A 24,871-nucleotide genomic window follows, 5' to 3' on the forward strand; every position below is an offset into this window, starting at 1 on the left:
CGAGCTTTGCCGAACCGCGATAGTCATATTTATACTTTCGCCAAATACTCGGACCGGCCCAGGGTTTCCTGGTCGCGCTCCTCTTCCATGTACTTGACGGTGATGGTCTCATTCGTCAACTCGTCGCCACCCATGATCAGGCAGACTTTTGCGCCGGACTTGTTGGCGGCACGCATGCGGGACTTCATGGACCCGCCGGAAAAACTCGTTTCACCCTTGAGTCCCTTATCGCGAAGCTGCTGGGCAAAAAGCATGGCCGCATTGGCCGCGCCCTTGTCCACCACTGCGAGATAAAAGTCGGGCTTGTCCAGCTCCATCTGATCGAGCAAAAGAGCCAGTCGTTCCATACCACAGGCAAACCCCGTGGCAGGACAATCTGCGCCTCCAAGATTCTTGATCAGGCCGTCATATCGACCACCACCTGCAACAGCGGTCTGGGAACCAATATCATAAGACGCCACCTCAAAACAGGTACGCACATAATAATCCAATCCACGCACCAATCGGGGATTCAGCTCGTAGGCAACGCCGGCGCCATCCAGAATGGTCTTCACATCCGTGAAATGCGTTTCACACTCATCGCACAGGTGATCGGTAATGCTGGGGGCATCCGCAACCAATTCCTTGCAGGCAGGAACCTTGCAGTCGAGAACACGTAACGGATTGGTTTCCATGCGGCGCTGACAGTCTTCGCAGAACTGTTCCTTGTCTTTGGACAAGTAGTAATCCACCAAAGCCTGCTTGTAGGTAGGACGGCACTCGTGACAACCCAGCGAATTCAGCTCGATAGTCAGCTTGGTCAGTCCAAGGCTGTTCAGGAAAGAACGGAGCATGAGAATCAACTCGGCATCAGCCTGTGCCTCAGGAGCGCCGAAAATCTCGGCATTAATCTGATGAAACTGACGCTGACGGCCCTTTTGAGGGCGCTCATAGCGAAACATCGGACCGAACGTGAAATATTTGGAAACCTTGCCGGGCTGATGCGTCTTGGATTCGATGAATGCACGGACAACACCCGCCGTGGCTTCAGGCCGCATTGTCAGGGAACGATTCTTGCGGTCAGGAAAAGTGAACATTTCCTTGCCCACCACGTCTGTGTCTTCACCGATGGATTTCTGGAACAATTCCGTCTTTTCCAAAATAGGTGTGCGCAATTCGCCAAACCCATATCGCGTGAAGGCTTCACGAGCCTGAGACTCCATAAATGAGAATTTGGCGGCCTCTTCTGGGAAAAGGTCCACGAATCCTTTGATTTTTTGTACTTTCGCCATGTCGCGTTCAATATCCTTAATAAGTGTCAGGTCGCTGGAACCGAATTTGGTTAGACCATTCGACGCCAATTGTCAAAAAATGCCTGCCAAACGCCCCTTTTTTTCGCTGTTTTTCACAACTGACACATAAACAACGAATCGATTTTGCACCAATGAACATATGAGCGGGCATTGACATCATCAAATCACGAGAGTATTTGCCAAACAGTTTGTTGCGGAAATCAAATACGACTTCAGGCAGCGGACATAACAGGCAAAGGTGCCTGATTATTTTTTCAGCAACACTTGGCTTTTTTGCCAAGCATTACCTCTTGACCAATGATAAAGGAGTTACTGATGGACGAGTTCAATGACATCTTGGAAGAAATGGACTTTCAGTTCTTTGGAGCCGGCGAACATGGCATGAGCGTTGAAGATATGCGTCACGCAATCGGCAATGATCATTTCCTTTTTCTGGACGTTCGCACCAACGAAGAAGTTGCTCACGTATCTTTCCCGTTTGCCAAACATATTCCGCTCAACGAATTACCGAAACGTCTGGATGAACTCCCCCGCGACAAGTTCATTGTAACTTTTTGCGCAGCAGTATTCCGTGGCGCCATCGCCTTTGCCTACCTGCGAGCCAACGGCTTTGATGAAGTCAAAGGACTGACCGCATCGCTGGAAGACATGGTCATGCCATTCAAACCCGGCCCGCTGGCTAAAATCTAGCGTATATGCCGCGCCGTGACAGCTATCTGACACGACGCGGCTTATTTTTTATACGAGAATTATGGCATGTCCACCCTTGAATTAATCATCGCAATCCTCTCATTCAGCCTGAGTTTCGTTTTTGCTCTGGGTGGCGTGGGTTCGGCCCTCGTCCTCATTCCGACCCTGACATGGATGGGGGTCCCCTTGAGCATGGCACGACCAACCGGCCTGTTTGTCAATGCCGTCTCCATGCTCGGTGCGACCTATTCCAATATCAAAGAAAAGCGTCTCGACTTTCGCCTTGGTGTACCCATCATCGTGGCGTCCATCCTTCTAGCTCCAGTGGGAGCCTGGGTGGGACACCTCATGCCAACACGCATCGTTCTCATAACATTCATCGGCTTTCTCATTTTCGCAGGAAGCATGATGATCTTTTTCAAAAGTTCAAAATACGCCGATCAATACCGAGAAGACAGACCTGTACTCGGTCCACTGCTGGTGGGTATAGTCGCTGGATTCTTCTCCGGCCTACTCGGCGTGGGTGGTGGCGGACTTATTTCTCCACTCATGATCCTGCAAGGATTCAACCCGAAAAAAATCGCCGCAGTGACAGCTCTCGCCGTCCCTTTCTCTTCACTCTCGGCCTTCGCCGCATATGCCGCCATGGGTTCTGTTTCCTGGCGACTGCTCATCTTCGCAGGACTGGCCGCATGGGGTGGAGGATACCTTGGCACCAAGGTCATGCAACGAAAAATGCAACCCGGCACGGTCAAAAAATTCCTCGGTGGTGTTCTGCTCGCCCTCGCCTCAAAACTCCTCTGGCAAACGCTTTCTTAAATCGAACACAACCCACTACACTTCTTTCTCTTGATAAAAACAAACAGGCTGTCGCGCCCAATATGCATTTGACCTGAGAAGAAAACTCCTCCAAACTTATGGCTGGAGGACGATCATGACTATAATCACGGCCTGCACCATGGACTGCGGGGACGCCTGTTCCCTTCTTGTCGATACGGACAAAAAATCCATCAAAGGCAATCCCAAGCATCCGTTTACCAAAGGATTTTGCTGCAAAAAAGGCAGCCGGTATTTCGAACGTCTCGATGCCGAAGACCGCATTGTTACGCCTCAAATCAAGGAAAACGGCGAATTTCGAGAGGCTTCCTGGGATGAAGCCATGGATTTGGTCGTCGCGAAACTTGATACAGCACGAGCTGTGCCTAAATCCATCCTGCACATCCACGGACACGGCTACCGGGGTATACTCGGCAAAGCGAGTGACATCCTTTTCAACAAAATGGGAGCCTCCACCACGTATGGTGCAGTCTGCGACGACACAGGCATCACCGCGTCCATCCGAGACTTTGGTGTCCTCAATCACAACGCTCCTGAGGATATCCTGAACGCCAGCCGCGTCATCAACTGGGGTCGGGATTTAACACGATGCTCCATCCATCAGCTCGCTCTCATCCACAAGGCTCGTAAAAACGGCACCGAGGTGCTGACCATCTCCCCCGGCGGAGACGGCACCGCAGAATTTTCCGATGTCAACGTCGTTATCCGTCCCGGCACAGACCGATTCCTGGCTGCCGCTGTCCTCAAACTCTATCTGGAAGCCGGCGACCTCAATCCGTGGGTTCTGAATCGTACGTTCAACTGGCCCGCCCTTCGAGGTCTTATCGACGGCATGAGTTTCAATGAGTTGTGCTCGACGTGCGAAGTTTCCTCCTCGGACGTCGAGATGATTTACGACTGGTATGCCGACACAGGCAACGTTGCCACCGTCATCAGCTGGGGTGTTCAACGCCATGTTTTCGGCGGCGAAAACGTCCGCTTCATCAATGCTTTGGCAATGATCTCCGGCAACATCGGCGTTCCCGGAGGAGGGGCATATTTTAATGTTTCCTCAGGCCGAGATCTCGGTACTTGGGAGCATCTGGTCAAGGGAGGCAGCTCGGCCAAACGCCGTGAACTTCTCATCCAAAACATTGGTGCTGAAATACGAAAAGCGACCCCACCCATCGAATTCATCTGGGTGGACGGGCACAACATCGTCAATCAGGTCCCGGATTGCCTTTCGGTAGTCGAAGCCTTTGCCAAACCCTTTGTGGTCGTAGTGGACGGATTCATGAACGACACAGCCATGCAAGCTGATGTCATCCTCCCGCCCGCCTTCATGTTTGAACGTGAAGATGTGCTCGGCTCATTTGTCCACAATTACGTGAACCACTGTGCTGCAGTCGTCAAACCACGCGGTCAATGCCGATCCGACTTCGACGTATACAGCGACTTAGGCTCACGTTTGGCCGCCCCCATCACTTTTCCGGACAGCGAGACCTGTATCAGGGAAGGACTGAAGCAGGCTGACATCTCTTATGATGAACTCATGGAAAACGGATTCGTTAAAGTACACCACCCTTCCGTGGCCTTTGAAAACATGCAGTTCGGCCATCTGGACGGGTTATATCGTTTCCCAGAAGAGCTTCACCCAGAGCCACAACGCGACCCGGATTACCCCTTGCAACTTCTCTCTTTGGTGAGTGGCAAATATCTTCACTCCCAAATCCCGGAGAAGGATCAAGCTGGAGCTCCGGTGGTTTTTGTGTCTAAACAAAATCCTGCATGGGGCGCACTCAATCCAGCCATGGACACCTACCTCGTCACACCGGAAGGCGCGATGCAGGTCAAGGTTGATACCGTGGAAGAACTCCACCACCGTGCAGTCATCATCCGTCGCGGCGGGTGGATGAAATATGGACAAAATGCTAATGTCATCATCAAGCCCATGATGACGGACATGGGTGATGGGACAGCGTATTACAGCCAAGGTTGTCGATTGGAAAACAGATAAAACATTGAGGGATGTTATGAAAACATGGAAAAAATTGATTCTGGTTGCCTGTGTACTCACCATGCTCATTCCTGCGTTCGGATGCAGTGAAGAAGGCCCCATGGAAAAAGCGGGGAAACAGCTCGACCAGGCCGCTGACGATGCTGCTGACGCAGCCAAAAAAGTATTCGAATAGACCTGCACACGCCTTACCACGTAAAACAGCCTCTTCACATTGATGCTTCTTTAAAGGAATCATGAGAGTGGAGAGGCTTTTTCCATATCTAAAGGCAACATGCAGCTTGCACAATGACCGCTTTGAGAGTAATGATTCCTGAATGCAAGCACGTTCAATAAAGCCCCTTCCTCCGGCGAGGCAGGTGGCGCTCGAAGCACTTTTCCGCTGCCTCATGAATAAGCAGGACATTCAGGCTGCTCTTGATGTAGCGCTCTCCTCCGGCGAAATTGACCCCCGCGATGCGGGCCTCGCCACTGAACTCTCTTACGGGTATCTCCGTTACAAAAAACGCATAGAATATGTATTGTCGCGGTTCCTCAAGGATCCTAGCAAACTAACACCCAAAATGCGTCTGGCCATAGGTGTCGCGGCTTACGAAATCCTCTTTCTCGATAAAGTTCCCGCATACGCTTCCGTGGACTGGGCCGTAGAATTTTCCAAATCTAAACCGGGCGCACGACTTGCCGGTCTGTTCAATGCCGTTCTCCGGCGAGTATCCGAACTGGGCGACACTGCTCACGACCCGGATTTTTTCCGTAAGGACGCATCGTTGCCCGAATTTCTGAGTCGCTGGTACTCCTGCCCGCAATGGCTGGTTGACCTGTGGTGGCGGGAATACGGAGAAAAAGACGCCACTCAGTATCTTGAAGCACAACTCAAAGCACCAGCCCTCGGCTTTAATCTGTATGGTCATCCCGAAGCAGAAGAACTGTACGGAGAGATTGCCGGCTGGCCGGAGATTATCGATATCGAAGGTATGAGCTTTGCCCTGCCTGCAGGGACCTCTTTTGAGGGAGAACCCGATCCGCCCATGTCCCGACAATCCTTTGCGGCCCGTCAGGCCGTGGAAGCACTTGATCCCGAAACATGGAACAGTCCCATTTGGGACGCATGCGCCGGACGTGGCGGCAAGACTCGGATATTGCTCGAAAAGGACATGTCAGTCTTCGCCTCTGACCCACACAGAGGTCGTCTGGCCGCGCTCCAACGAGAGTTGCCTGACGTAGAAACTTTTGTGGCCAATGCGGCCACGGATTCTCCGCCGAAAAAGCCCGGTTCCATCCTGCTCGATCTTCCCTGCTCCGGATTGGGAGTCCTGTCTCGCAGGCCTGACACAAAATGGAAGCGCAAACCCCACGATCTGGCCGACCTGACGCGCCTCCAGACCGAGATTCTGCAAAACGCCTACGACCATCTCCTTCCGGGGGGGGAAATCGCCATCATCACCTGCACTTTAAATCCAGAAGAAAACGAAGGGTTGATCGAAAAATTCGTCAGTGCCCACCCCAAAGTTTCGGTAAAAAAAGAATGGACCACACCACCGAATTCTCCGCTCAATGAATTCTTTTATGCAACACTGCTCAAGGTGAATTAAAAAAGAACTAGTTCTATTTAAAAAATTCAGGCACTAATATAGCCATTCCTATTCATGCTGAGTATCTATTCTGGAGACGCGTAATGATAAAGTCTGTTGTGAAAAAAAACCTGATAGCCTGTATTTTTGTATGTTTACTGTGTCCTTTGGCCTTTGCGAAAGACAATTTTTCCGGGCCTTATCTCGGAGCTCATTTTGGTGGAGCACAATTAGATAATACTATCATCGACAGCCACGGGTATTCGAGTCATCCAACAGGATATGAATTCAACTATGATGACTCGAATCTTATTGGTGGCTTTGTTGGTGGCTATAATTGGCGAATCAATAATTGGGTGACAGGACTCGAGGCAGATTTCAATTTTGGTCAGATTGATGCCTCTTCCGATGCATTCGATACGTCGCAATATGATGAAATCGTTAAATCGACACACAACTGGTCTTCAACCCTCCGAGGGCGCGTTGGTTATGTTTTCGATAATTTCTTCCCCTATATTACAGGCGGTTTAGCTGTCGCAAATATAACGAATAAACTCACAGATTATGATGGTGCCAATGTGGACCCAAGGGATTCCTATTCAAGCACGAAAAACCAAATAGGCTGGGTTGTCGGAGCAGGTGCAGAAATGGAAATATCCGAATCCTGGGGACTTCGCCTGGAAGGATTGCATATGAACTATGGGCGCGTTGACAATTCCACAGGTGCAAACACGGCCTCTTTTGGACAGAGAAATAAAATGAACACCGTTCGGGTTGGACTTATTTATTTCTTTTAGTTCTTCTCTGTTTTTACAATGTGCAAAAGCGGGCAAAACAATATTTTCTGCCCGCTTTTGCGTGTAAGTTATACGTGTTGTTTTCTTTTTCCCGTTTTCTGACCTCAGTACCTACCGTGCGCCCATTTTCGCTCCCAACCAATTTTTCGGAGTGACCGATTCCGGCACACCTTCTCGTGCGTCTACCCCCCGCGCTTCGCGCAATTTATCCTGATAAACCTTCCAATAGGACTGAGCCAGCGCGGTGGACCCCGAAAGTGGATATGCCAAAGTCGCGGCTAGACGCGCCGAGAGCGTCTCGGCCAGCAGAGAATCGTATTTCCTGGGATCCGCTTCACAACGGACATAGGAAATAAACAGCGGTGCTTCCTCATCACACAAGATAATATTGGACTGAATCTCCCAATCACGGACTTCTTCCCCATTGACACCCACCACTTGAATTATGCGCAAAAAATCCACAGGCAGGTTGTACTTGTATTCCCACCGCCACAATGGGGCCACTGTCCCAGCGGCCAGCTCAGCCTGAGCCATGGCGCAATTCCACGGATGGGACCGCAAAACGGCATCACGAACAGCAGGCCAGCGATGATTGCACAGTCCAGCGGCCTTGGAATTGTCACCAAGGGACATAATGACGTCCTCTCCCAAATCAAGCAGGGCATTGTTGCAAATCTCAATCACACTCGTTGCCATCGTCGTTACCTCTCTTTTCACTCGTTAATGGAGCGCATCCTAGCTGCCCGGCACAGTGACCGGAGGCGAAAAAAGATAACACGAGTTTTGGTCAACCTCATAAAATGTTAACGAATGTCATAAAGAAGCAAACGATTGGCATATAAAAGCACCTTGACACACTTTTCAATAAGGCCATTTGGCAAACAAAAAAACGCCTCCCCAAACAGGAGAGGCGCCAATAAAAAGCATTGAACCCAAAGACTATACTTCGTCAAATAATCTTCGAATTTCATTCATATCAGACGTAAGCCCAAGAGCGCACAGAAGCCGAATTCGTGCCTTAGGACCACCCAGTCTTCCACAAAGGATAACACCCTTGCTCTCCAGGTCAGCACCGCCGCCGGGATATCCATACACAGGCCAGACGCCACCCTCGATACATCGTGTTGCCAGCACCACGGGAACGCCTTCTTTTATGCAGTCTTCAACACCCTCAACGACATCCGGTGGAATATTCCCCGCGCCAAACCCTTCAATCACAATCCCTTTCACACCAACACTTTTGGCATGATCGATAAATGATCGATCCATCCCTGTATATGCTGTAATAAGGGCTACGTCCTGATCAATGGATTCCGGGCTGACCTTGCGCCGACGGTTTGGAGTGGAATGTTGCCTTGCCAACACCACGGACTCCCCTGCCACGTATCCAACCACCCCAGCTTCCCGAGACTCAAACGCATCAACATTCAAGGAGTTCACCTTGACGGCTTCACGGGCAGAAAAAATGCGATCCGTCATCAAAATACAAGCACCTACTCCCGGAGGCAAAGGAAGCAAGCAGGCACGAATGCCGTTGCTCAAATTACGAATACCGTCATACCCTGACTCTGAATAGTAACGCATGGATCCGGTCAAAATAATCGGCTTGTCGGAATCAATGACGAGATCACACATGTAGGCGGTCTCAACCAACGTGTCAGTACCGTGCAGAATAATGGCCCCAATCACACACTCTTCATTCAAAGCCGCTTCAACGTCTCTGGCGAGTTGAAACATATCCTTTGGTGTCATGTGGGGACTCGGCTTGTCCGACCACAAAACAGGTCGCAATGAAGCATTCTCACCTTGAGGAACAAGCTGTTTGAGAAGCTGATCGAAGTTACCGCCAGGTGCCACACCAGGCACACCTTTGACCGGTGACATTCCAATGGTTCCACCAGTAAAAAACACCGCTATTTCAGTCTTTTTTGCCATATTCTATCCATTGTTGCGGTTCGTTGCAGTTATTCGTTTTCGCGAGGAGTTGCCTGACGCTTAACTGCTTCTTGCAGAGCTTTGCGGAAGGTGCTTTCATGCACAGCTCCCGTGATGGGAGGCAGCCCCTCTATAATAAACATTGGCAATGCAGTCACTCCGGCGGAACGCGCTGCTTCAGACCCTTGTGCTACGAGTTCAGCATACTGATGTTCTTCAAGAGACGCTTGAAGACCTGCCCGATCCAGACCACAGGATTCACCTACATCCAACAGTACATCCATGTCGCCAATGTTTTCTCCGTCCGTAAAACAAGCCTTGAAGACCGCGTTGTGGAAAACGTGATAGGCCCCATGCTCGCGGGCATACTCTGCCGCTTCAAGAGAAAGACGAGTATTACTCAATAACGCCATATCCCCAAAAACAATACCATACGGTTTACCGCGCTGATTACACGTTATGGAGGCCTGATCAATATCAAACTGATTGAAACACTCAGTCATGGGTTGCCCCTGCGCCGGAGTTTCTGGATGCAATTCGTGCGGAACCCATGTGTCCTCAATATCAAATTCATTTTTCAGGTGATCGACAATTCCCGTGCCGACATAGCAAAACGGTCAAACGAAGTCAGAAAAAATACGTATCTTGATGGGCATGATGTATCCTTGTTTTTCCAACTCTAAGTTTCAGACGGAAAAAGTAAAGGATCATTTCCGCACGGAAGTATTCAGGAACGAAAAAGAAAGAGGGGGCACTGGCAGAATAAATCTATCGTCAAAAGGCGTTAAAACTCAAATAAAAGAAATCGGTCGGGAGCCTTTCCTCTCTCCCGACCGATGGGTCAGTCATGCGGGGACGACTGACAAACGCCGGGTAGGCGCAGGGACTCTCAAACCTCACATATACCCGGCTGTCTTGGTCCGAAATTATCTCGGACCAAAAACAAAATTCACACTACGTTTTAAGTATCAACTTTAGCAAAATGAAGGCCAAGAAAAAACGGCGGGATTCCTACGTTTCTCCATTGAAACACATATTTCCCTTTACATTTTTGGTAAAAATAAAAAAATAAATCACATTTTTGATAAACAATTAACTTTCCTCATCTCATTTAATCATACCCCAAATTACACATTTGACCTGCTTCCCCGACAGTTATATACTAATAGATAATAAGAACAGTAATCTGGGAGCACACCGAACCGGGGAGGTTCCCGTGCACATGAAGACAAAAAGCGCACTGGTTGTATTTACGGGCCTCCTTGTGGCCTTTGCTACGATCTTTCTCTTTGACTACACCGACGATTACATGGAAGACCGCTTTGTCCAGGCCATCGAGAAACAAAAAACCTATGCTGGTGACACTTTTTCATTGGACGCCCTTATGGAATACTACGACTGGGATGTCGTCTGTATCCTCCTACCGGACGAAGAACACTCTCTTAAAAACAGACTGGGTCGGCCCTACAAAGGTAAAAAGATAAGCCCGGATTCATGGAGTTTGATTTTCGTCAAGGGCAAAAGCGTTCTTGCAGAAATCCCCATAGCTCGATCATTTCTCCAACCACCACTCCAACTTGAGGAACCATGTTTCGAAAGATGGGCTGCCATTTTCAGCATTAACCACGACCAAAACGGCGACCTGCGTCTCTTCGTCGTCGGCCAATAAAATACCATGTCCAATCATGCTCTTGAGAATGCGTCGCAGGCGCTGAAAAACGCACGTTGCGCCATGGCCTTTACCGGCGCGGGAATTTCCGTAGAGTCCGGCATCCCGCCTTTTCGCGGTCCCGGCGGTGTCTGGTCAAAGTATGACCCCGAAAAATTCGAAAAAGGATACTTCAAACGGCATCCTGACGAAGTCTGGCCGCTCCTGAAAGAGATTTTCTTTGACATGCTGGAAAAAGCCAAACCCAACCCGGCGCACATCGCGTTAGCTCAATTGGAAAGCGAAGGGAAACTGGCCGGAGTCGTCACACAAAACATCGACTCATTGCATAAGGAAGCAGGAAGCTCTGTGGTTCACGAATATCACGGCTCCACCCGACGCATGCAGTGCATGAGTTGCCGCACGTTCTTCGATTCTCACTCCATACCTCTGGACAAACTCCCCCCGGCTTGTCCGGCCTGTGGCGGTCTGCTCAAACCAGATTTCATTTTTTTTGGTGAAGGCATCCCCACCGACGTGCACCGGGCAGCAACGGACCTCGCCAAACAATCGGATGTCTGTCTGATCGTCGGCACGGGAGGACAAGTCATGCCCGCCGGACGCATTCCGTATATCGTAAAAAATCGTGGAGGAACGATCATTGAAATCAACCTCCACGACACGGACTACAGCTACACGACCAGCGACTATTTTCTGCAAGGAAAGGCCGGGGATATGACGCCAAGACTGGCACGACTAGCAATGGCGTAACGAATTATCCAAGCCTCATTCAAATAAAAAAAGTCCCTCGTCAACGAATGGACGAGGGGCTTCAAATTTCCTTTCGAAAGAGCTTATGCAAGATCTTTCTGATGCCAATCCCAAGCGGTCCGCACAATGTCTCGTACATTACCGAACTGTGGATTCCACCCCAGCACACCATGTGCAGCCTTAGCCGAACTGACCAGAGACGGGGAATCTCCAGGGCGACGTTCAGATTCCGTTACCGGGATATCTTTCCCCGACACTTCCTGCGCCACGTCGATAATTTCACGTACCGAAAAACCGTTGCCGTTGCCAAGATTAAAGGCACGTGATGCACCGCCCGACTCGAGATACTCCAACGCCTTCACATGCGCATTCGCCAAATCGGTAACATGAATATAATCACGCAGGCAGGTACCATCCGGGGTGGGATAATCAGTCCCGAAAATAGTGATGTTGTCGCGCAAACCAAGTGCGGCATGCAAAATAAGCGGAATAAGGTGAGTTTCAGGCTGATGCCGTTCGCCGATTTCACCATCCGGGTCTGCTCCGGCAGCATTAAAATACCGTAAACAGACATGCTTAAGTCCATAAGCGTGGTCATAGTCCGCCAACATCTGCTCGATCATTCGCTTGGACCATGCATAGGGAGACAACGGAGAAAGGGGATGATCTTCAGCAATAACATCCGTTACCGGCTCTCCGTACACTGCAGCCGTAGACGAAAAAACCAACCGCTTCACATCGGCTTCCAGCATGGCATCCAACAGATTCAATGTATTACGAACATTGTTTCCGTAATACATATCCGGTTTCTCCACGGATTCACCCACGGCAATAAACGCGGCAAAATGGAGGACTTCACCAATATCATGTCGGGAAAAAACGCCTTTCAAAAACGCAGAATCGGCCAGATCACCCTGCTCAAATTCGCCCCATTTGAGAAAATCACGGTGGCCGGCCACCAGAGAGTCCAAAACCACGACCTCACGTCCCAGAGAAGACAAGGCTTTGGCCGCATGGGAACCAATATATCCGGCACCGCCGGTGATAAGTGTCTTTTTCATGAGGTCGTCATACTCCACAGATCAACGAAAGAGAAGTGGACTTTGTGCTATGACTGCATGCGTCCGATCAATTCCTTGAGAGATCCGGCCAGTGTGGACAAATCATTTAACGCGGCCCGGGACTCGCCCATGGCGTGGGCGGTCTCACTTGAAATGGTATTGATCTCATCCGTAGCCCGATTGACCTGCTCACTGGTGGCAGACTGTTCTTCCGCTGCCGTAGCAATGGACCGGATCTGATCCGCAGCCATATCGACACTTTCCCGGATACGCTGCATGGATTCACCGGCCTTGGACACTAAATCCGTAGACTGCTGAATGGATGCTACCGCGTCTTCCGTGGCCGCGACATTTTGCTGCGTACCAACACGAATGGACTGAATGGCTCCGTGCACTTTCTTGGTCGCATCCATGGTCTTCTCAGCCAATTTGCGCACTTCGTCCGCAACCACGGCAAACCCACGACCGGCCTCACCGGCACGGGCGGCCTCAATAGCCGCATTCAAGGCCAACAGGTTCGTCTGGTCGGCAATATCATCAATGACCTGCATAATGGCCCCGATGTCCTCAGTTTGCTGATCCAACCCGGCCATGGACTCCTTGAGCTGTGCGGACTGTGTCCCAACTCCTTGGATGGCACCAACCACCTGATGCACCAGCTCGGCCCCTTCTTCGGCAATACTCCGCATTTCTTCCGCATTGCTGGAGGCATCTCCGGCGTTTCGAGCGACTTCGAGTACCGTGGCATTCATCTGTTCCATGGCCGTGGCCGTTTCACTGGCCCGATCACGTTGAATATCCGAGCCATGACTGGCCTCGTCCACCTGCTGCGACAACGTCGAAGAAGCAGCGTCAAGCTGATCAGCTATGGAATCGGCTTCCCTGGCTGTTTCCATAAGCAATTCATGTTGATGCTTGGCTTCTTGTTCACTCTGTTTAATTTCGGTTGTTTCTGTCAGAATAGTAAAGGCACCGACAATTTTTCCATCCAAATCCTTAATCGGCGAAATATCCACGAGCAGATGATATGGGCGCCCTTTACGGCCTTCGCCAGCCGTAGCCTGACCAATTATCACCTTATCTTCGCGCATGCATTGACCAAGCATGGTGGATCGACTGGCGTCGCCATAAACAAACTCGGCCATAGGCATACCGATGAACGTCTCCGGTAATTCATCGATCTGAAGCAAATCAAGTTCCGGCTGGTTCAAAAAAGTGATGATTTCATCCTGATCAACGACCACACAGGGTTGGGTCATGTTGGTCAACAATCCTTGTGACATGCCGAGTTTGGTCTTGAGCTCCGCAGTCATATCCTGCACGGCCCCAATGGTCTCACTGATAATATCTTTGGCTTCGTAATGAATGGTGGCGTTATAATTACCTTTGGCCACCTCATGCGTAAATTCGGAAAGATTAGAAAGAGGCTTGATCAAGGTTTTGACCAAAATGATACCACCAAGAAAAGAAACCAATATTCCACACGTGACAATAATGACACTGACCAGCAAAACGCCATTGATCATACTATCCCGACTGGCCTGATCAAGATTCAATCCATCCAACACGGAATTAACCTGAAAAATGATGCCACAGGCAAGGACGATGGCCGTGACGGCCACCATAAAGACAACACCACTGACGAGCTTGAAACGAAAAGGAACTTTCTTCGGATTGAACATGCGCACCCACCCTGATTGGTTGCCGGAATCGACCACTCGCATCCGTACGAAGCAGCCAATACTCTAAATATTCTTTAGACCACTACGAGGCCCAAAGAAATCTGTCAACCAGGGAGACAAAAATCAAAGGAAGAACACGCCAACAATCGCACCCATCTACGTGCTCACGACATGAAAAAATTATTCGTCGCTGTTCCACATGCCACTGTGAACCCATCCGAGATACTTCCGCGCGAGGAATCCAGCGACTTCCTTGGCATCATCAAGGCCAAACTTGGGTACATCTGCATCCACGCCCCGATCTGTCACCATGGCAATAATATTCCTATCTTCCTGATTCTGCCGGGTACATAAAGGATTCTGGTGGACGTCCCCTCGATGTACTTCAACCTTGGGGCTGTCAGAACTGAAATACCCCTCAGTCAAAATCATATGTTTCCCCGGGAACAGACTTTCCGCCAATTCAGGCAGGGTGTGTTCATGGTCCACACTCCTGATCATGGCGATTCTGTCAGGCGAAGAAATCACCACAGTTTCAGCCCCGGCCTTCTTCAGCCGCCAGGAATCTTTGCCTTCATGATCCATTTCAAAGGAATGGGCGTCGTGCTTAATCGCACCCACAGCCACTCCAAGAGCTTTCAACTCAGGCAACAGTTTTTCAATAAACGTTGTTTTGCCGGATTTTTTCTTGCCGACGACGCATATAATCTGCGGTTGCATATATCCCCCTCACTTTCGTCAAATTTTGGTCCTTTTGGCAGGAAAAAGGACTATACGCAAGCGCAAAGAAAAAATCGACGACTCTTTACAACAACCCATGCCAATGCCACTCTGTTTCAACCCATACTTTCGACGACAAGGACAGACATGAACAGTATTATTTCCCGCCAGCGCGCTCTTCGCGATCTGTTACGGCAAACACGCCCCATGCCTCCCAAAGAGACACCCCCCTTTGAAGGCGTGGGCAAGACCACCGCTGAAACGGTAAACGCTGTCTGTCAGGTCCCGGAACACGCCTGCTCTGTCAGGGATGGGTATGCCCTACGCACGGACGACATTGAACGGGCGACAGTTTTGAAGCCGGTCCGCCTTAAGGTCAAACAGGCCATACATGCGGAATCCCGGAACCCGAAATCTCTCGGCCCCGGAGAAGCGGCCAGGGTGCTCACTGGTGGCCCTGTGCCGGACGGAGCAGATTCCGTACTCGCCGAAGAAAACATTGAAATCAACGGATCATTCATCGTCGTTCGCGAACCTGTGCGCAAAGGCTGGTTTGTCCGTGCTGCCGGTGGGGAGATCGACGCTGGCATACGCATTGCCCAACAGGGCCAAATAATTTCTCCGCAGGCCGCGGCCGTCATGACCCGCACACGGACCGGGCTGATCAAAGTTCATCCCAAGCCCACTGCACGGCTCATAGCCTTGGGCAGCGAACTGATCGACCCGACCATCCATGATGATCCCACCCGTTTTCCGGCAGACAATCTCGTTCTACAACGCGGCCTTTTCGAATCAAGTGGCGTTACTGTCATCGACGCCACAGTCGTCCCCGACAACAAAAGCACACTGATTTCCCTGCTCAACGACACGACGCTTCCCGAACTGATCGTCACGACCGGAGGTACAGGCCGAAGTGAACGGGATTTCGCCCAAACAGGAGCACTCGAAAGCGGATTCACCATGCTTTTTGAAGGAGTTGATATACGACCGGGACGCCACGTCTTTGCCGCAGTCCGCGACAACACCCTGCTTTTCGGCCTGCCCGGACCTCCCGCCGCAGGTCATGCCTGTTTTCACGCGCTCATCCTGCCTGTCATCCGCCGTCTGCGCGGGCTACCGGACCAGACCGAACCGCTCATGGCCCGATTCACCCAAGGTATCAGCGCTCGTCCCGGCAGCGAGTGGCTCGTCCAATGCACCCTGAAAATGCAGGGCTCACAGCTCACAGCAACCCCTTTGGCTGGAAAAGAAGTCCCTCCCATGGTCGGTCTCTCCCAAGCCAATGGTCTGGCCATCCTCCAAAGCGGCGACGCCATCCTCCCCGGCGAAGAAGCCGAGGTTGTGACGACTTTGTTTTAAAAAAGCCTCCGGCGGCCGGGGGAAGGGGAGGGAAAACCCTTTGAACAGGGTTCTTCCCTCCCCTTCCCCCAACCCCCCATCCCCTCCTTTTCCTAAACTTTTCGTGTCGCCTTCGGCGAAATTTATACGTTTTAAATAAACAACACATCTGGGTTCTCTTCCTTCCAAGCACCCGCGAAGCAATAGACTTGAAATGCCTTGAGAGATGCACCGCACTCCAACAACGATTCTCTTCTGCCGCCCCCAGAACTGTCACTCAGCTTTCGATTCTCCGTCACGAAATCGTAACATGGTCGGTCTATCAATACGCAACACGTCATCGAGGACTGTACTTTTTTTACATAATTTCAAGGAAGGAAAACTGATGAAAAAACTTCTGATTGCATTCGTTACACTGGCTATTCTGAGTGTTTCAGCCCTGGCTAACGCCGCTGGAATCCGCGTCAAAGGCTCCACTACCGTTGACCCAGCCATGAAAAAACTGGTTGCCGCCTACCAAATCAAACATCCCGGTGTGAATTTCTCCATCTCAGCCACTGGCTCAGGTGATGGTGCCAAGGCTATCATCAACAAGACTGCCGACATTGGCATGATGTCCCGCGACATGAAATCCGCTGAAGCCGAAAAATGCAAAGCCAACGGCATCACCCCTGTCCAGTTCGTGATCGCTCTGGATTGTCTGGTTCCCATCGTCCACCCATCCAACCCGGTTTCCGCGCTGACCACTGTTCAGCTCAAGGACATCTATCAGGACAAGATCCGCAACTGGAAAGACGTTGGTGGTAACAAGGGTATGATCGCCCTGTTCTCCCGCGAAACCAACTCCGGTACATACGAAGTGTGGCACAAGAAAGTCATGAAAAAACAAGACGAGTTTGACCTTGTTTCCCGCATGCCTTCCAACGCAGCCATGGCCGCCAAGATCTCCGGCAACAAGAAAGGAATCGGCTACGTCGGTCTCGGTTTCCTGAACCCCAAGGTCAAGGCTATCACCGTGAACGGTGTTGTCGCTTCCGTTAAAACCGGCAAATCCGGTGAATACCCGCTGTCCCGCGGCCTGAACCTCTATACCGGCGGCCAGCCCACTGGTGAGACCAAGAACTTCATCGATTTCGTCATGTCTCCGGCCGGTCAGAAAATCATAGCCGAAGTCGGCTTTGTCCCCATGCAGTAAGCCGGATTGAATCGATTAAACCAACTCCCGCCGAGGTGCGCACGCACCCCGGCGGGATCACGCTTGAAAAGAGGCTCCGTAAATGCTTTCGCGTACACGCAAGGAAAAAGCCATCAAGGCCGTATTTTTGATCGCCGCCAGTGCATCCATCATCGCACTGGGACTGATCATGTATTTTCTGGTGGGAGAGGCCCTGCCCACGTTCATGGGCTTTGATGCCATGGGCGAAAAATTTCAGGGCGTTAATTTTATCGACTTTATATTCGGAGGACAATGGAAGCCTGTTTCCGAAAATCCTCAATGGGGCATTTTGCCGCTCATCATGGGGTCTGTCTGGGTAACGCTCATTTCCTCGATCATAGCCATTCCGCTCGGCATTATGACAGCCGTCTATCTGGCCGAAATAGCTCCGAACAAAGTCCGCGAAATCGTCAAGCCCATGGTTGAACTGTTGGCTTCACTGCCGTCCGTGGTCATCGGCTTTTTCGGTCTGGCCGTCGTGGCACCGCTTCTCCTTGATATTTTTGATATCCGTTTCGGCGTCAACATGCTTAATGCTTCGATCATGCTCGCCTTCATGGCGGTTCCAACCATCACTTCCATTGCCGAGGATGCCATTCACTCTGTCCCTGCCGAACTCCGTGAGGGATCACTGGCTCTCGGTGCCACTCGCTTCGAAACCATCTGGCGTGTAGTCATTCCGGCGTCCCTATCCGGCCTGTCCACTGCCGTCATTCTCGGCATGTCCCGCTCCATCGGTGAGACCATGGTCGTACTCATGGTGGCTGGTGGAGCTGCACGTATCCCGAACTCGATTTTCGATCCAGTCAGACCCATGCCCGCGTCCATTGCTGCCGAAATGGGCGAAACAAGTTTCGGTTTGGAAATGCACTATTTTTCACTCTTCGCCATCGCCATGGTCCTGTTCCTCATCACATTCCTGTTCAACCTTCTGGCCGATCACATCGCACACAAATACAAACAAGTCGGCTCTGCAAGCCTCTAGGTATAAGGAAATGTCTGAAATGATAAGTAATGACATGGTCATCAACGGTTCCAACATCCCGGACACAGCCAGATCCCGCTTCCGACGCAAATGCACACAGGAAGTATGGTTCGGCATGTTTCGAGGTGCGGTCGCCATCAACGGCCTCGCCCTCTTCATCATCGTCGGCTACATGGTCTATTATGGTTTGCCCGCCATTTCCTGGGACTTCCTCACCGGACAACCTACAGAGGGAGGACTTGCTGGTGGCATCTTCCCTTGCATCGTCGGGACATTCTACCTGTCCATCGGTTCCATGGGGCTAGCTCTGCCACTGGGTGTAGCCGCCGCCATCTATCTACACGAATATGCCACACCCGGTCCGTTCATGCGCATCATCCGACTGTGCATCAACAACCTGGCAGGCGTACCCTCAGTGGTCTTCGGTCTGTTCGGAATGGCTTTCTTCGTGGCCTCGAGGGACCTCGGCGGTCTCGGTATGGGTGTATCCATCGCCGCAGGCTGCATGACGCTGGCGGTGCTCATCCTGCCGGTTATCATCGGCACTTCAGAAGAAGCTCTGCGATCCGTTCCCGACACCTACCGCGAAGCCTCACTAGGGCTTGGTGCCACCAAATGGCAAACCATTTTCAGGGTTGTCCTTCCCTCAGCCATGCCCGGAATTCTGACTGGCTCAATTCTATCCATTTCCCGTGCTGCCGGTGAAACGGCAGCCATCATGTTTACCGCTGCGGCCAGTTACAATCCGACGCTTCCGTCCTCAATCTTCGACGAAGTCATGGCCTTGCCTTATCAAATATATTCGCTTTCGGTATCCTCCACCGACCCCGAAGCAACCCTTCCGCTCCAGTACGGCACCTCTCTTGTACTAGTGGCTTTGGTCCTTGGCATGAACCTCATTGCCATCCTCCTGAGATCTCACCTCCGAAAGAAGCTGACCTAAACCGAAGCCTCAGCGAAAAGCCCCCTGTTCCTTAAGGGACAGGGGGCTTTTTTTACTGATTCTGACTATCGAGAGTTCGGGCATACAGTTGCATATACCCGGAGACCATGCGTTGATAAGAAAACCGTTTTTGGCCAGCCGAAAAAGCCTCCATCCCCATCTGACGAATCATGACAGGATTGGCGAGAAGCGTGGTGGCAGCATCCAAAAATGCGGCCGGATCTCCCGGCGGCACAAGCATACCGGTAACACCATCAGTAATTTGCTCCGGTACTCCGCCCACAGCGTAGGACACGACGGGCAGATTTTGAGACATGGCTTCCAGAATAACCAAGGAATGATTGTCCGCCTTGGTGGGGTACAGCAACACATCGGCGGCCGTCATGAGCAAAGAAAGCTTCCGACGCTCCACATAAGGCCAAATCACGAGATCACCCTGCCGCTCTTCTTTGTCGCCACCCACTGCAAAACACAAGAGTTCCGGGTGTCGATCCTTGAGTTGCTGCCATATCCCCCGCCACGCATCTCCCGACTTATAGGCTGCGGTCATGCCCCCGTGGGCTGCGAATACCACTACTTTGGCAGCGGGGTTAATACCGAGTTGCTGCCGCGCCGCAGCTTTGGGAAGCGGACGATTAGGCCACGGAATACCATTGGGAATTACGACCACAGCACGATGAAGATGTGTCCGAGCCAAACGAGCCAACCAGCGCGATGGAGCTACGAGTGTCGACTCCAATCGCCGGACCTGCCGAAACTTTGCTTTTCTGATCCCGGTAGAGTCTGGAAATTTTCTTGGGCAAGGCTCTGCACACCCTTCGTCAAGATTGGAACAATCCAACGGATACGGACAACCGCCGGTAAACAAATCACAGTCATGCATGGTAATAATGGTTTTGCGTCCAGGCGCAATGGAACCCAGCAAAGCAGACCAATTCCCTGTGCAGTGCACATGCCCCAAAGCCACATCCGGAAGATAACGACCAAAATCTTCAGGCAAAATGGCCGCACCATCCGCTTTTTCAGCCAGCTCGAAGCTCAGATTTGTTTCAACTTTCTGCTTCTTCAAGCCAGAAATGAGAAGACGGGCGACCCGGGTCGCTCCACCGCTCGTTTCAAGCCCGGTATGATGATAAATAGGAGGGAGGTCCATAAATTAAATCTCCACGGTCTCCATATCCAGCGTCATGTTTACCAAGTCCTCGTCGTGTTGATCGGGCGTGACCACAAAACCAAATTTTTTAGACAACCCCTGCATGGCTTTGTTCTCGCGCATGGTCTGACCTTCCAGTACGAGGGTTCCTCGTTCCTTAGTGTATTGAATACCCTTATAAAACAGCATTGACCCGAGGCCCTCTCCTTTCTGATCGGATCGAACCACAATGGCGAACTCGGCTTCGGAATTATCCGGTCTGGTGTTGGTACGCATGACGCCCAAAGTTTCCGGTTCCCCCTTTTCATCCAGTGCCGTGGCAATGAACGCCATTTCACGATCATAATCAATCTGGGTAAACCGAGCTATATCCTTGTGATCGAAATCGCGTTGGACCACGCCAAAGAACCGCAATCGTAAATCCTCGTCCGTCAGGCTGGACAAAAATGTCCGGTGTGTCTTCTCATCTTCGGGACGGATAGGACGCAAAGTCACATGACGCCCGGCTTTGAGCACAACACATTCTTCCAATTCACGAGGATAAGGCCGAATGGCAAGTCGAGCTTCGCCCTCGCCCTCGAACGGCGCGATTTCAACCTTGCCGCCCAAAGCAAGCACCCCTTCGGAATCTGCGTACAGCGGATTGATGTCGATGGACATAATCTGCGGCACATCCACGATAAGCTGTGAAATTTGAATCAGGGTCAGGCAAATATCATCGATGTCCACCGGCAACTGAGAGGGGGTCCCCCGAAGCAGGGTGGCTATCCGAGTACGACAAACCAACTCCTTGGCCAGAGACATGGAAAGTGGAGGCAAGGTAAGCGCCTGATCTTGAATCATCTCTCGAGCCATGCCGCCATGCCCGAAATGAAGAACCGGCCCGAACACGGAATCAACCGTGGCAGACACGGAAAGTTCGTGAGCACCGAGCCTACGGCCCATCTTCTGCACCGTAAAACCTTCAATATAGGCATCCGGCCTTTCGCGAGTGCATCGGGCCAAAATGGAAGCCGCACCTTCCCAAACCCGTTCCGGAGTCTCCAGGTCGAGCATGACCCCACCCACATCAAACGGCTGTGGAATCTGTGGGCTACGGAGTTTTAACGCCACGGGATATCCCAAGGCATCTGCTGCAATAACCGCTTCCTTGGCCGACACCGCAATGCGGGTTTCCACCACGGGAATACCATACGCCGCGAGAAGATCCTTGGCCTCGGGTTCAGTCAGGGAATCACGCTCATCGTCGAGCGCCTTCTGAACAATGGCTCGCGCACCTGTGGTATCCGGAAAAAAATCTGTAGGCAAAGAATCCGGGGTCTCAATGAGCATCTCCTGGTTGCGCAGATACTCAGCCATATACAAAAACGCCTGAACCGCCTGAGTCGGAGTTTCATACGTGGGAATATCTGCTTTGCGAAACACCTCTCGGGCTTCTTCTGCCGCACCCGAACCAAGCCATGCCGTCAGCACCATACGCCTGACTCTCTTCAACGAATCACGCAAGGCCTCGGCCACTTCCCTGTCAGGCTGGGCCGTCCATGGTACATGCATAACCAGTATGCCGTTAGCAGTCTTGTCCTTGATAAGCAGCTTGAGAACAGCGGAATATGCATTGCCATCCGCATTGAACGGGATATCCACCGGGTTGGCACGGGACCAGTTTTCCGCTCCCAATACGCCGTCGATGGCTTTGATGGTTTCATCAGAAAGCGGCGCAAGTTCTCCACCGCCATTCAACAGTCGATCTGCTGCGAGAATTCCCGCCGAAGTTCCATTGGTGAGGATGGCAAGTTTCTTGCCGTACACTTGTCTCGGAGTACTCAGTGTTTGGGCCGCATCAAAAAGTCCGTCAATATCTTCCACCCGAAGCATTCCGGCCCGTCTGAAGGCCACATCATACACTTCATCCATGAGCCAATGGTCACCGGTTTCCCGCAACTTCACGTCACCGAGCACGGTATCCAGTGCCTGACCGGGACGGATAACCAACACTGGTTTGTTGCGTGAAGCGGCCCGTGCTGCAGACATGAATTCACGAGCGTCCTTGATGGACTCCACATAAAGCATAATGGACCGTGTCAAAGGGTCCGAGCCGAGATAGTCCAAAATATCCGCAAAGGTCACATCAATACGACTTCCCAAAGCGATCATGTGGGAAAAGCCGACCCCTTTGTCGATGGCCCAATCCAGAACCGTGGCGAACAACGAATCGGACTGAGAAATGAAGGCAACCTTGCCCGGTCCCACAGCTCCATGAGCCAAAGAGGCGTTCAAATTGAGGGACGGGACCATAAACCCGAGAGACTTGGGACCAATAATCCGTATTTCAGGCGATTTGGCAATGCCGAGAATGGTGGATTTAACATCCAATCGCTCTTCCGGCGTCATAGAAGCAAAACCGGACCCCATGAGTACGGCCCCTTTGGTTCCTCGTTCCTTGAGTGAATGAATTATTTCGGGAACCTGATCGAGCGGAGAACAAACCACAGCTAAATCCGGGGTCTTGGGCAAATGTTTGACTGACGGATGGGTCAAGACACCCGCGATGGCCTCTGCCTCGTCAGAAACAGGCATGACCGGCCCCATGAAGCCGCCAGCCATGATATTACGCATGACAATGTTGCCCGCATTGCGTGGATCATTGGTAGCCCCGATAACCGCAACAGATCTGGGCTTGAGAAGATATTCAAGATTAATGACGCTCATATGGTGCCTCGCGTGACATGTGTGCAGAATATATGGATGCAGGATAGCGTGTTTTCCATGGGTCCGGCAACCAAGTATTGAAAACTGCCCATATTCTTGTTTCATATGCCCAGATGTCATATGGTCCTATTATGAAAACAGTCTCGACGTTTTATGTAATGCTCTTCTGCCTACTGTTTGTCCCCTTTGCCAGGGCTGAAAAATTGTCGATCGTCACCATGCTCGCACCTCCTCTGGCCTATGAACAAGACGGCAAAGTCGTTGGTGCAATGACAGATGTCGTTCGCGAAGGCCTCCGACGTATGGGACTCGAAGCAGACATCACCATCACTCCCTGGAGACGAGCCTTGCACATGACGCAGGAAGGCGAGGCCGATGCCATTTTTCAGGCAGGAAAAAACGCCGACCGACAACAATGGTTTCACTATCCCGAAGAACCGCTATACGCGGTAAAAATCATAGCAGTAAAACGAACCAATGAATCCATCCTTTTTTTACCTGACCGATATGACTACACACAATATACTCTCGGTATGGTCCGCAGTTATTATTTTGGCCCGCATCTCGAATCTTTTCTCAAAAAGGCTCGTTTCAAAAAAAAAGAACTGGTTTCCAGCCCTCGATTTAATTTCACCAAGCTTGCTCAAGGCCGCATAGATATGCTCATCACCAATATAGACACTGCCCGACAAATCATCAGCGAACCAGACTTTCGACATTCACTTGAAATAATTACCGGGCCAAAGGAAGTGCCCATAGCTCTGGACGAACCGAAGGCTTATCTTGCCTTTTCCAAAAAAAACATGACAAAAAAAATCGCCGATAAATTTTCCAACACACTCAAAGCAATGAAAAGAGACGGAACGTATGACCGCATTCTCAGCACATATTATCCGTCACGAAAATGAAAAATGAAAAAACCGTTCAGACACCCTAAAGATAACGCTCCGCTTGCCGATAAGGGCTTATGAGAAGGTCGAACCAGTTTTATAGAAGGAGCGTTTCGTCATGGCTATCGAATCTTTGGCCCAACAAACTTCTACATTTGTGGATTCCTTAAGCATCAAGCCCGCACCCTCTGCCGAAAAGACAGCGGATGAAACCAGCATGGAGATAAAAACTCCTGTTCAAGGGGATACCGTGACCATTTCCGAAGAAGCACGCGCTCTGATTGCTCCGGAAAACTCTGGCGAATCCGGCCAAAGCGAAGATTCTGCTATCGACCAGACAATCAAAATGCTCAAACAACAGATTGAAAAGCTGGAACAAGAGGTTGAAGAGCTTGAAAACAGCGACCTACCTGAAAAAATGAAACGCACACAAGTACAGCAAAAACAGAACCAGATCATGGAACTACGTGACCAGTTAAACACGGCGCTGGAAACCAAAATGAAGGCCGCTGGAGTGGCTGTGGGCGGCGGAACTCGCGCCAATGGCTTCGGCAGCAGCGCTTCCGATTTCTAGACGAAATTACACGATTTTTTAGACGCGGCAGGATACTCCTGTCGCGTTTTTTTTGGAAGAGGC

22 protein-coding genes and 1 pseudogene are annotated in these 24,871 nt (G+C 51.2%); 14 read left to right on the forward strand and 9 right to left on the reverse strand.

Going from position 1 to position 24,871, the window contains the following annotated elements:
* Positions 1-29 precede the first annotated feature (29 nt).
* Entirely contained in the window at positions 30-1,271 is a 1,242-nt protein-coding gene (gene hisS / locus SYK_RS10945; RefSeq protein WP_281760303.1) for a histidine--tRNA ligase, read from the reverse strand.
* Between the two features lie 336 nt (positions 1,272-1,607).
* Between hisS and SYK_RS10950 the strand changes: the two genes are divergently transcribed.
* From SYK_RS10950 to SYK_RS10975, 6 genes are all read left to right on the forward strand, one after another.
* Positions 1,608-1,982, forward strand: a complete 375-nt coding sequence (locus SYK_RS10950) for a rhodanese-like domain-containing protein (protein WP_281760304.1) — start codon at positions 1,608-1,610, stop codon at positions 1,980-1,982.
* A 66-nt stretch (positions 1,983-2,048) separates the two neighbouring features.
* On the forward strand, positions 2,049-2,801 hold the full coding sequence (locus SYK_RS10955; RefSeq protein ID WP_281760305.1) for a sulfite exporter TauE/SafE family protein: 753 nt from the start codon (positions 2,049-2,051) through the stop codon (positions 2,799-2,801).
* A 115-nt stretch (positions 2,802-2,916) separates the two neighbouring features.
* Positions 2,917-4,815, forward strand: coding sequence for a molybdopterin-dependent oxidoreductase (locus SYK_RS10960; protein WP_281760306.1), 1,899 nt, complete (start codon positions 2,917-2,919; stop codon positions 4,813-4,815).
* 16 nt (positions 4,816-4,831) lie between these two features.
* Positions 4,832-4,990, forward strand: a complete 159-nt coding sequence (locus tag SYK_RS10965) for a hypothetical protein (RefSeq protein ID WP_281760307.1) — start codon at positions 4,832-4,834, stop codon at positions 4,988-4,990.
* A 184-nt stretch (positions 4,991-5,174) separates the two neighbouring features.
* Entirely contained in the window at positions 5,175-6,407 is a 1,233-nt protein-coding gene (locus SYK_RS10970) for a transcription antitermination factor NusB (RefSeq protein ID WP_281760308.1), read from the forward strand.
* An 83-nt stretch (positions 6,408-6,490) separates the two neighbouring features.
* Positions 6,491-7,183 (forward strand): outer membrane protein, encoded by a 693-nt coding sequence (locus tag SYK_RS10975; RefSeq protein ID WP_281760309.1) that lies wholly within the window; start codon positions 6,491-6,493, stop codon positions 7,181-7,183.
* Between the two features lie 111 nt (positions 7,184-7,294).
* Here SYK_RS10975 and SYK_RS10980 read toward each other — a convergent pair whose 3' ends face one another.
* From SYK_RS10980 to SYK_RS10990, 3 genes and pseudogenes are all read right to left on the reverse strand, one after another.
* The gene (locus tag SYK_RS10980) at positions 7,295-7,879 is read right to left on the reverse strand and encodes a phage connector family protein (protein ID WP_281760310.1); all 585 of its coding nucleotides are present in this window, start codon (positions 7,877-7,879) and stop codon (positions 7,295-7,297) included.
* Positions 7,880-8,122: 243 nt separating this feature from the next.
* Entirely contained in the window at positions 8,123-9,118 is a 996-nt protein-coding gene (locus SYK_RS10985) for an asparaginase (RefSeq protein WP_281760311.1), read from the reverse strand.
* Positions 9,119-9,147: 29 nt separating this feature from the next.
* Positions 9,148-9,723, reverse strand: a pseudogene (locus SYK_RS10990) (DsbA family oxidoreductase); the annotation flags it as partial.
* Between the two features lie 611 nt (positions 9,724-10,334).
* On the opposite strand from SYK_RS10990, the gene SYK_RS10995 reads away from it, so the two are divergent.
* A complete protein-coding gene (locus SYK_RS10995) occupies positions 10,335-10,787 on the forward strand; it encodes a hypothetical protein (RefSeq protein ID WP_281760312.1) in 453 nt (150 codons plus the stop codon).
* Between the two features lie 6 nt (positions 10,788-10,793).
* Positions 10,794-11,537 (forward strand): SIR2 family NAD-dependent protein deacylase, encoded by a 744-nt coding sequence (locus tag SYK_RS11000; RefSeq protein WP_281760313.1) that lies wholly within the window; start codon positions 10,794-10,796, stop codon positions 11,535-11,537.
* An 83-nt stretch (positions 11,538-11,620) separates the two neighbouring features.
* Here SYK_RS11000 and galE read toward each other — a convergent pair whose 3' ends face one another.
* The 3 genes from galE to mobB all read right to left on the reverse strand — a co-directional run bounded on the left by galE (position 11,621) and on the right by mobB (position 15,000).
* Complete coding sequence (gene galE / locus SYK_RS11005) at positions 11,621-12,598, reverse strand: UDP-glucose 4-epimerase GalE (RefSeq protein WP_281760314.1); 978 nt, start codon at positions 12,596-12,598, stop codon at positions 11,621-11,623.
* Positions 12,599-12,645: 47 nt separating this feature from the next.
* Complete coding sequence (locus tag SYK_RS11010; protein ID WP_281760315.1) at positions 12,646-14,322, reverse strand: methyl-accepting chemotaxis protein; 1,677 nt, start codon at positions 14,320-14,322, stop codon at positions 12,646-12,648.
* Positions 14,323-14,460: 138 nt separating this feature from the next.
* Entirely contained in the window at positions 14,461-15,000 is a 540-nt protein-coding gene (gene mobB / locus SYK_RS11015; protein ID WP_281760316.1) for a molybdopterin-guanine dinucleotide biosynthesis protein B, read from the reverse strand.
* A gap of 147 nt (positions 15,001-15,147) precedes the next feature.
* On the opposite strand from mobB, the gene SYK_RS11020 reads away from it, so the two are divergent.
* The 4 genes from SYK_RS11020 (at position 15,148) to pstA (ending at position 19,482) form a co-directional block, all read left to right on the forward strand.
* A complete protein-coding gene (locus SYK_RS11020) occupies positions 15,148-16,359 on the forward strand; it encodes a molybdopterin molybdotransferase MoeA (protein WP_281760317.1) in 1,212 nt (403 codons plus the stop codon).
* Positions 16,360-16,723: 364 nt separating this feature from the next.
* On the forward strand, positions 16,724-17,533 hold the full coding sequence (locus tag SYK_RS11025; RefSeq protein ID WP_281760318.1) for a PstS family phosphate ABC transporter substrate-binding protein: 810 nt from the start codon (positions 16,724-16,726) through the stop codon (positions 17,531-17,533).
* An 82-nt stretch (positions 17,534-17,615) separates the two neighbouring features.
* Positions 17,616-18,539: a phosphate ABC transporter permease subunit PstC gene (gene pstC / locus SYK_RS11030; protein WP_281760319.1), complete on the forward strand. Its 924-nt coding sequence runs from the start codon at positions 17,616-17,618 to the stop codon at positions 18,537-18,539.
* 10 nt (positions 18,540-18,549) lie between these two features.
* Positions 18,550-19,482 carry a phosphate ABC transporter permease PstA gene (gene pstA, locus SYK_RS11035; protein ID WP_281760320.1) on the forward strand — a complete coding sequence of 311 codons (933 nt, stop codon included), beginning with the start codon at positions 18,550-18,552 and terminating at the stop codon, positions 19,480-19,482.
* Between the two features lie 52 nt (positions 19,483-19,534).
* On the opposite strand, the gene SYK_RS11040 is transcribed toward pstA, so the two are convergent.
* Both SYK_RS11040 and SYK_RS11045 read right to left on the reverse strand, forming a co-directional pair.
* Positions 19,535-20,635, reverse strand: a complete 1,101-nt coding sequence (locus tag SYK_RS11040; protein WP_281760321.1) for a glycosyltransferase — start codon at positions 20,633-20,635, stop codon at positions 19,535-19,537.
* 3 nt (positions 20,636-20,638) lie between these two features.
* Positions 20,639-23,344, reverse strand: coding sequence for a bifunctional acetate--CoA ligase family protein/GNAT family N-acetyltransferase (locus SYK_RS11045; protein WP_281760322.1), 2,706 nt, complete (start codon positions 23,342-23,344; stop codon positions 20,639-20,641).
* 113 nt (positions 23,345-23,457) lie between these two features.
* Here SYK_RS11045 and SYK_RS11050 point away from each other — a divergent pair, with 113 nt between their 5' ends.
* Both SYK_RS11050 and SYK_RS11055 read left to right on the forward strand, forming a co-directional pair.
* Positions 23,458-24,252: a substrate-binding periplasmic protein gene (locus tag SYK_RS11050; protein ID WP_281760323.1), complete on the forward strand. Its 795-nt coding sequence runs from the start codon at positions 23,458-23,460 to the stop codon at positions 24,250-24,252.
* A 100-nt stretch (positions 24,253-24,352) separates the two neighbouring features.
* A complete protein-coding gene (locus SYK_RS11055) occupies positions 24,353-24,808 on the forward strand; it encodes a hypothetical protein (protein ID WP_281760324.1) in 456 nt (151 codons plus the stop codon).
* The last annotated feature ends 63 nt before the right edge of the window (positions 24,809-24,871 follow it).

The organism is Pseudodesulfovibrio nedwellii (genome assembly GCF_027923765.1).
In the GTDB taxonomy this organism is placed as follows: Bacteria; Desulfobacterota; Desulfovibrionia; order Desulfovibrionales; family Desulfovibrionaceae; genus Pseudodesulfovibrio; species Pseudodesulfovibrio nedwellii.

Excerpts from the sequence above, each read along its gene's own strand:
- hisS (WP_281760303.1), bottom strand. The coding sequence starts at position 1,271 with ATGGCGAAAGTACAAAAAATCAAAGGATTCGTGGACCTTTTCCCAGAA.
- SYK_RS10950 (WP_281760304.1), top strand. The coding sequence starts at position 1,608 with ATGGACGAGTTCAATGACATCTTGGAAGAAATGGACTTTCAGTTCTTT.
- SYK_RS10955 (WP_281760305.1), top strand. The coding sequence starts at position 2,049 with ATGTCCACCCTTGAATTAATCATCGCAATCCTCTCATTCAGCCTGAGT.
- SYK_RS10960 (WP_281760306.1), top strand. The coding sequence starts at position 2,917 with ATGACTATAATCACGGCCTGCACCATGGACTGCGGGGACGCCTGTTCC.
- SYK_RS10965 (WP_281760307.1), top strand. The coding sequence starts at position 4,832 with ATGAAAACATGGAAAAAATTGATTCTGGTTGCCTGTGTACTCACCATG.
- SYK_RS10975 (WP_281760309.1), top strand. The coding sequence starts at position 6,491 with ATGATAAAGTCTGTTGTGAAAAAAAACCTGATAGCCTGTATTTTTGTA.
- SYK_RS10980 (WP_281760310.1), bottom strand. The coding sequence starts at position 7,879 with ATGGCAACGAGTGTGATTGAGATTTGCAACAATGCCCTGCTTGATTTG.
- SYK_RS10985 (WP_281760311.1), bottom strand. The coding sequence starts at position 9,118 with ATGGCAAAAAAGACTGAAATAGCGGTGTTTTTTACTGGTGGAACCATT.
- SYK_RS11000 (WP_281760313.1), top strand. The coding sequence starts at position 10,794 with ATGTCCAATCATGCTCTTGAGAATGCGTCGCAGGCGCTGAAAAACGCA.
- galE (WP_281760314.1), bottom strand. The coding sequence starts at position 12,598 with ATGAAAAAGACACTTATCACCGGCGGTGCCGGATATATTGGTTCCCAT.
- SYK_RS11010 (WP_281760315.1), bottom strand. The coding sequence starts at position 14,322 with ATGCGAGTGGTCGATTCCGGCAACCAATCAGGGTGGGTGCGCATGTTC.
- mobB (WP_281760316.1), bottom strand. The coding sequence starts at position 15,000 with ATGCAACCGCAGATTATATGCGTCGTCGGCAAGAAAAAATCCGGCAAA.
- SYK_RS11020 (WP_281760317.1), top strand. The coding sequence starts at position 15,148 with ATGAACAGTATTATTTCCCGCCAGCGCGCTCTTCGCGATCTGTTACGG.
- SYK_RS11025 (WP_281760318.1), top strand. The coding sequence starts at position 16,724 with ATGAAAAAACTTCTGATTGCATTCGTTACACTGGCTATTCTGAGTGTT.
- pstC (WP_281760319.1), top strand. The coding sequence starts at position 17,616 with ATGCTTTCGCGTACACGCAAGGAAAAAGCCATCAAGGCCGTATTTTTG.
- pstA (WP_281760320.1), top strand. The coding sequence starts at position 18,550 with ATGTCTGAAATGATAAGTAATGACATGGTCATCAACGGTTCCAACATC.
- SYK_RS11040 (WP_281760321.1), bottom strand. The coding sequence starts at position 20,635 with ATGGACCTCCCTCCTATTTATCATCATACCGGGCTTGAAACGAGCGGT.
- SYK_RS11045 (WP_281760322.1), bottom strand. The coding sequence starts at position 23,344 with ATGAGCGTCATTAATCTTGAATATCTTCTCAAGCCCAGATCTGTTGCG.
- SYK_RS11050 (WP_281760323.1), top strand. The coding sequence starts at position 23,458 with ATGTCATATGGTCCTATTATGAAAACAGTCTCGACGTTTTATGTAATG.
- SYK_RS11055 (WP_281760324.1), top strand. The coding sequence starts at position 24,353 with ATGGCTATCGAATCTTTGGCCCAACAAACTTCTACATTTGTGGATTCC.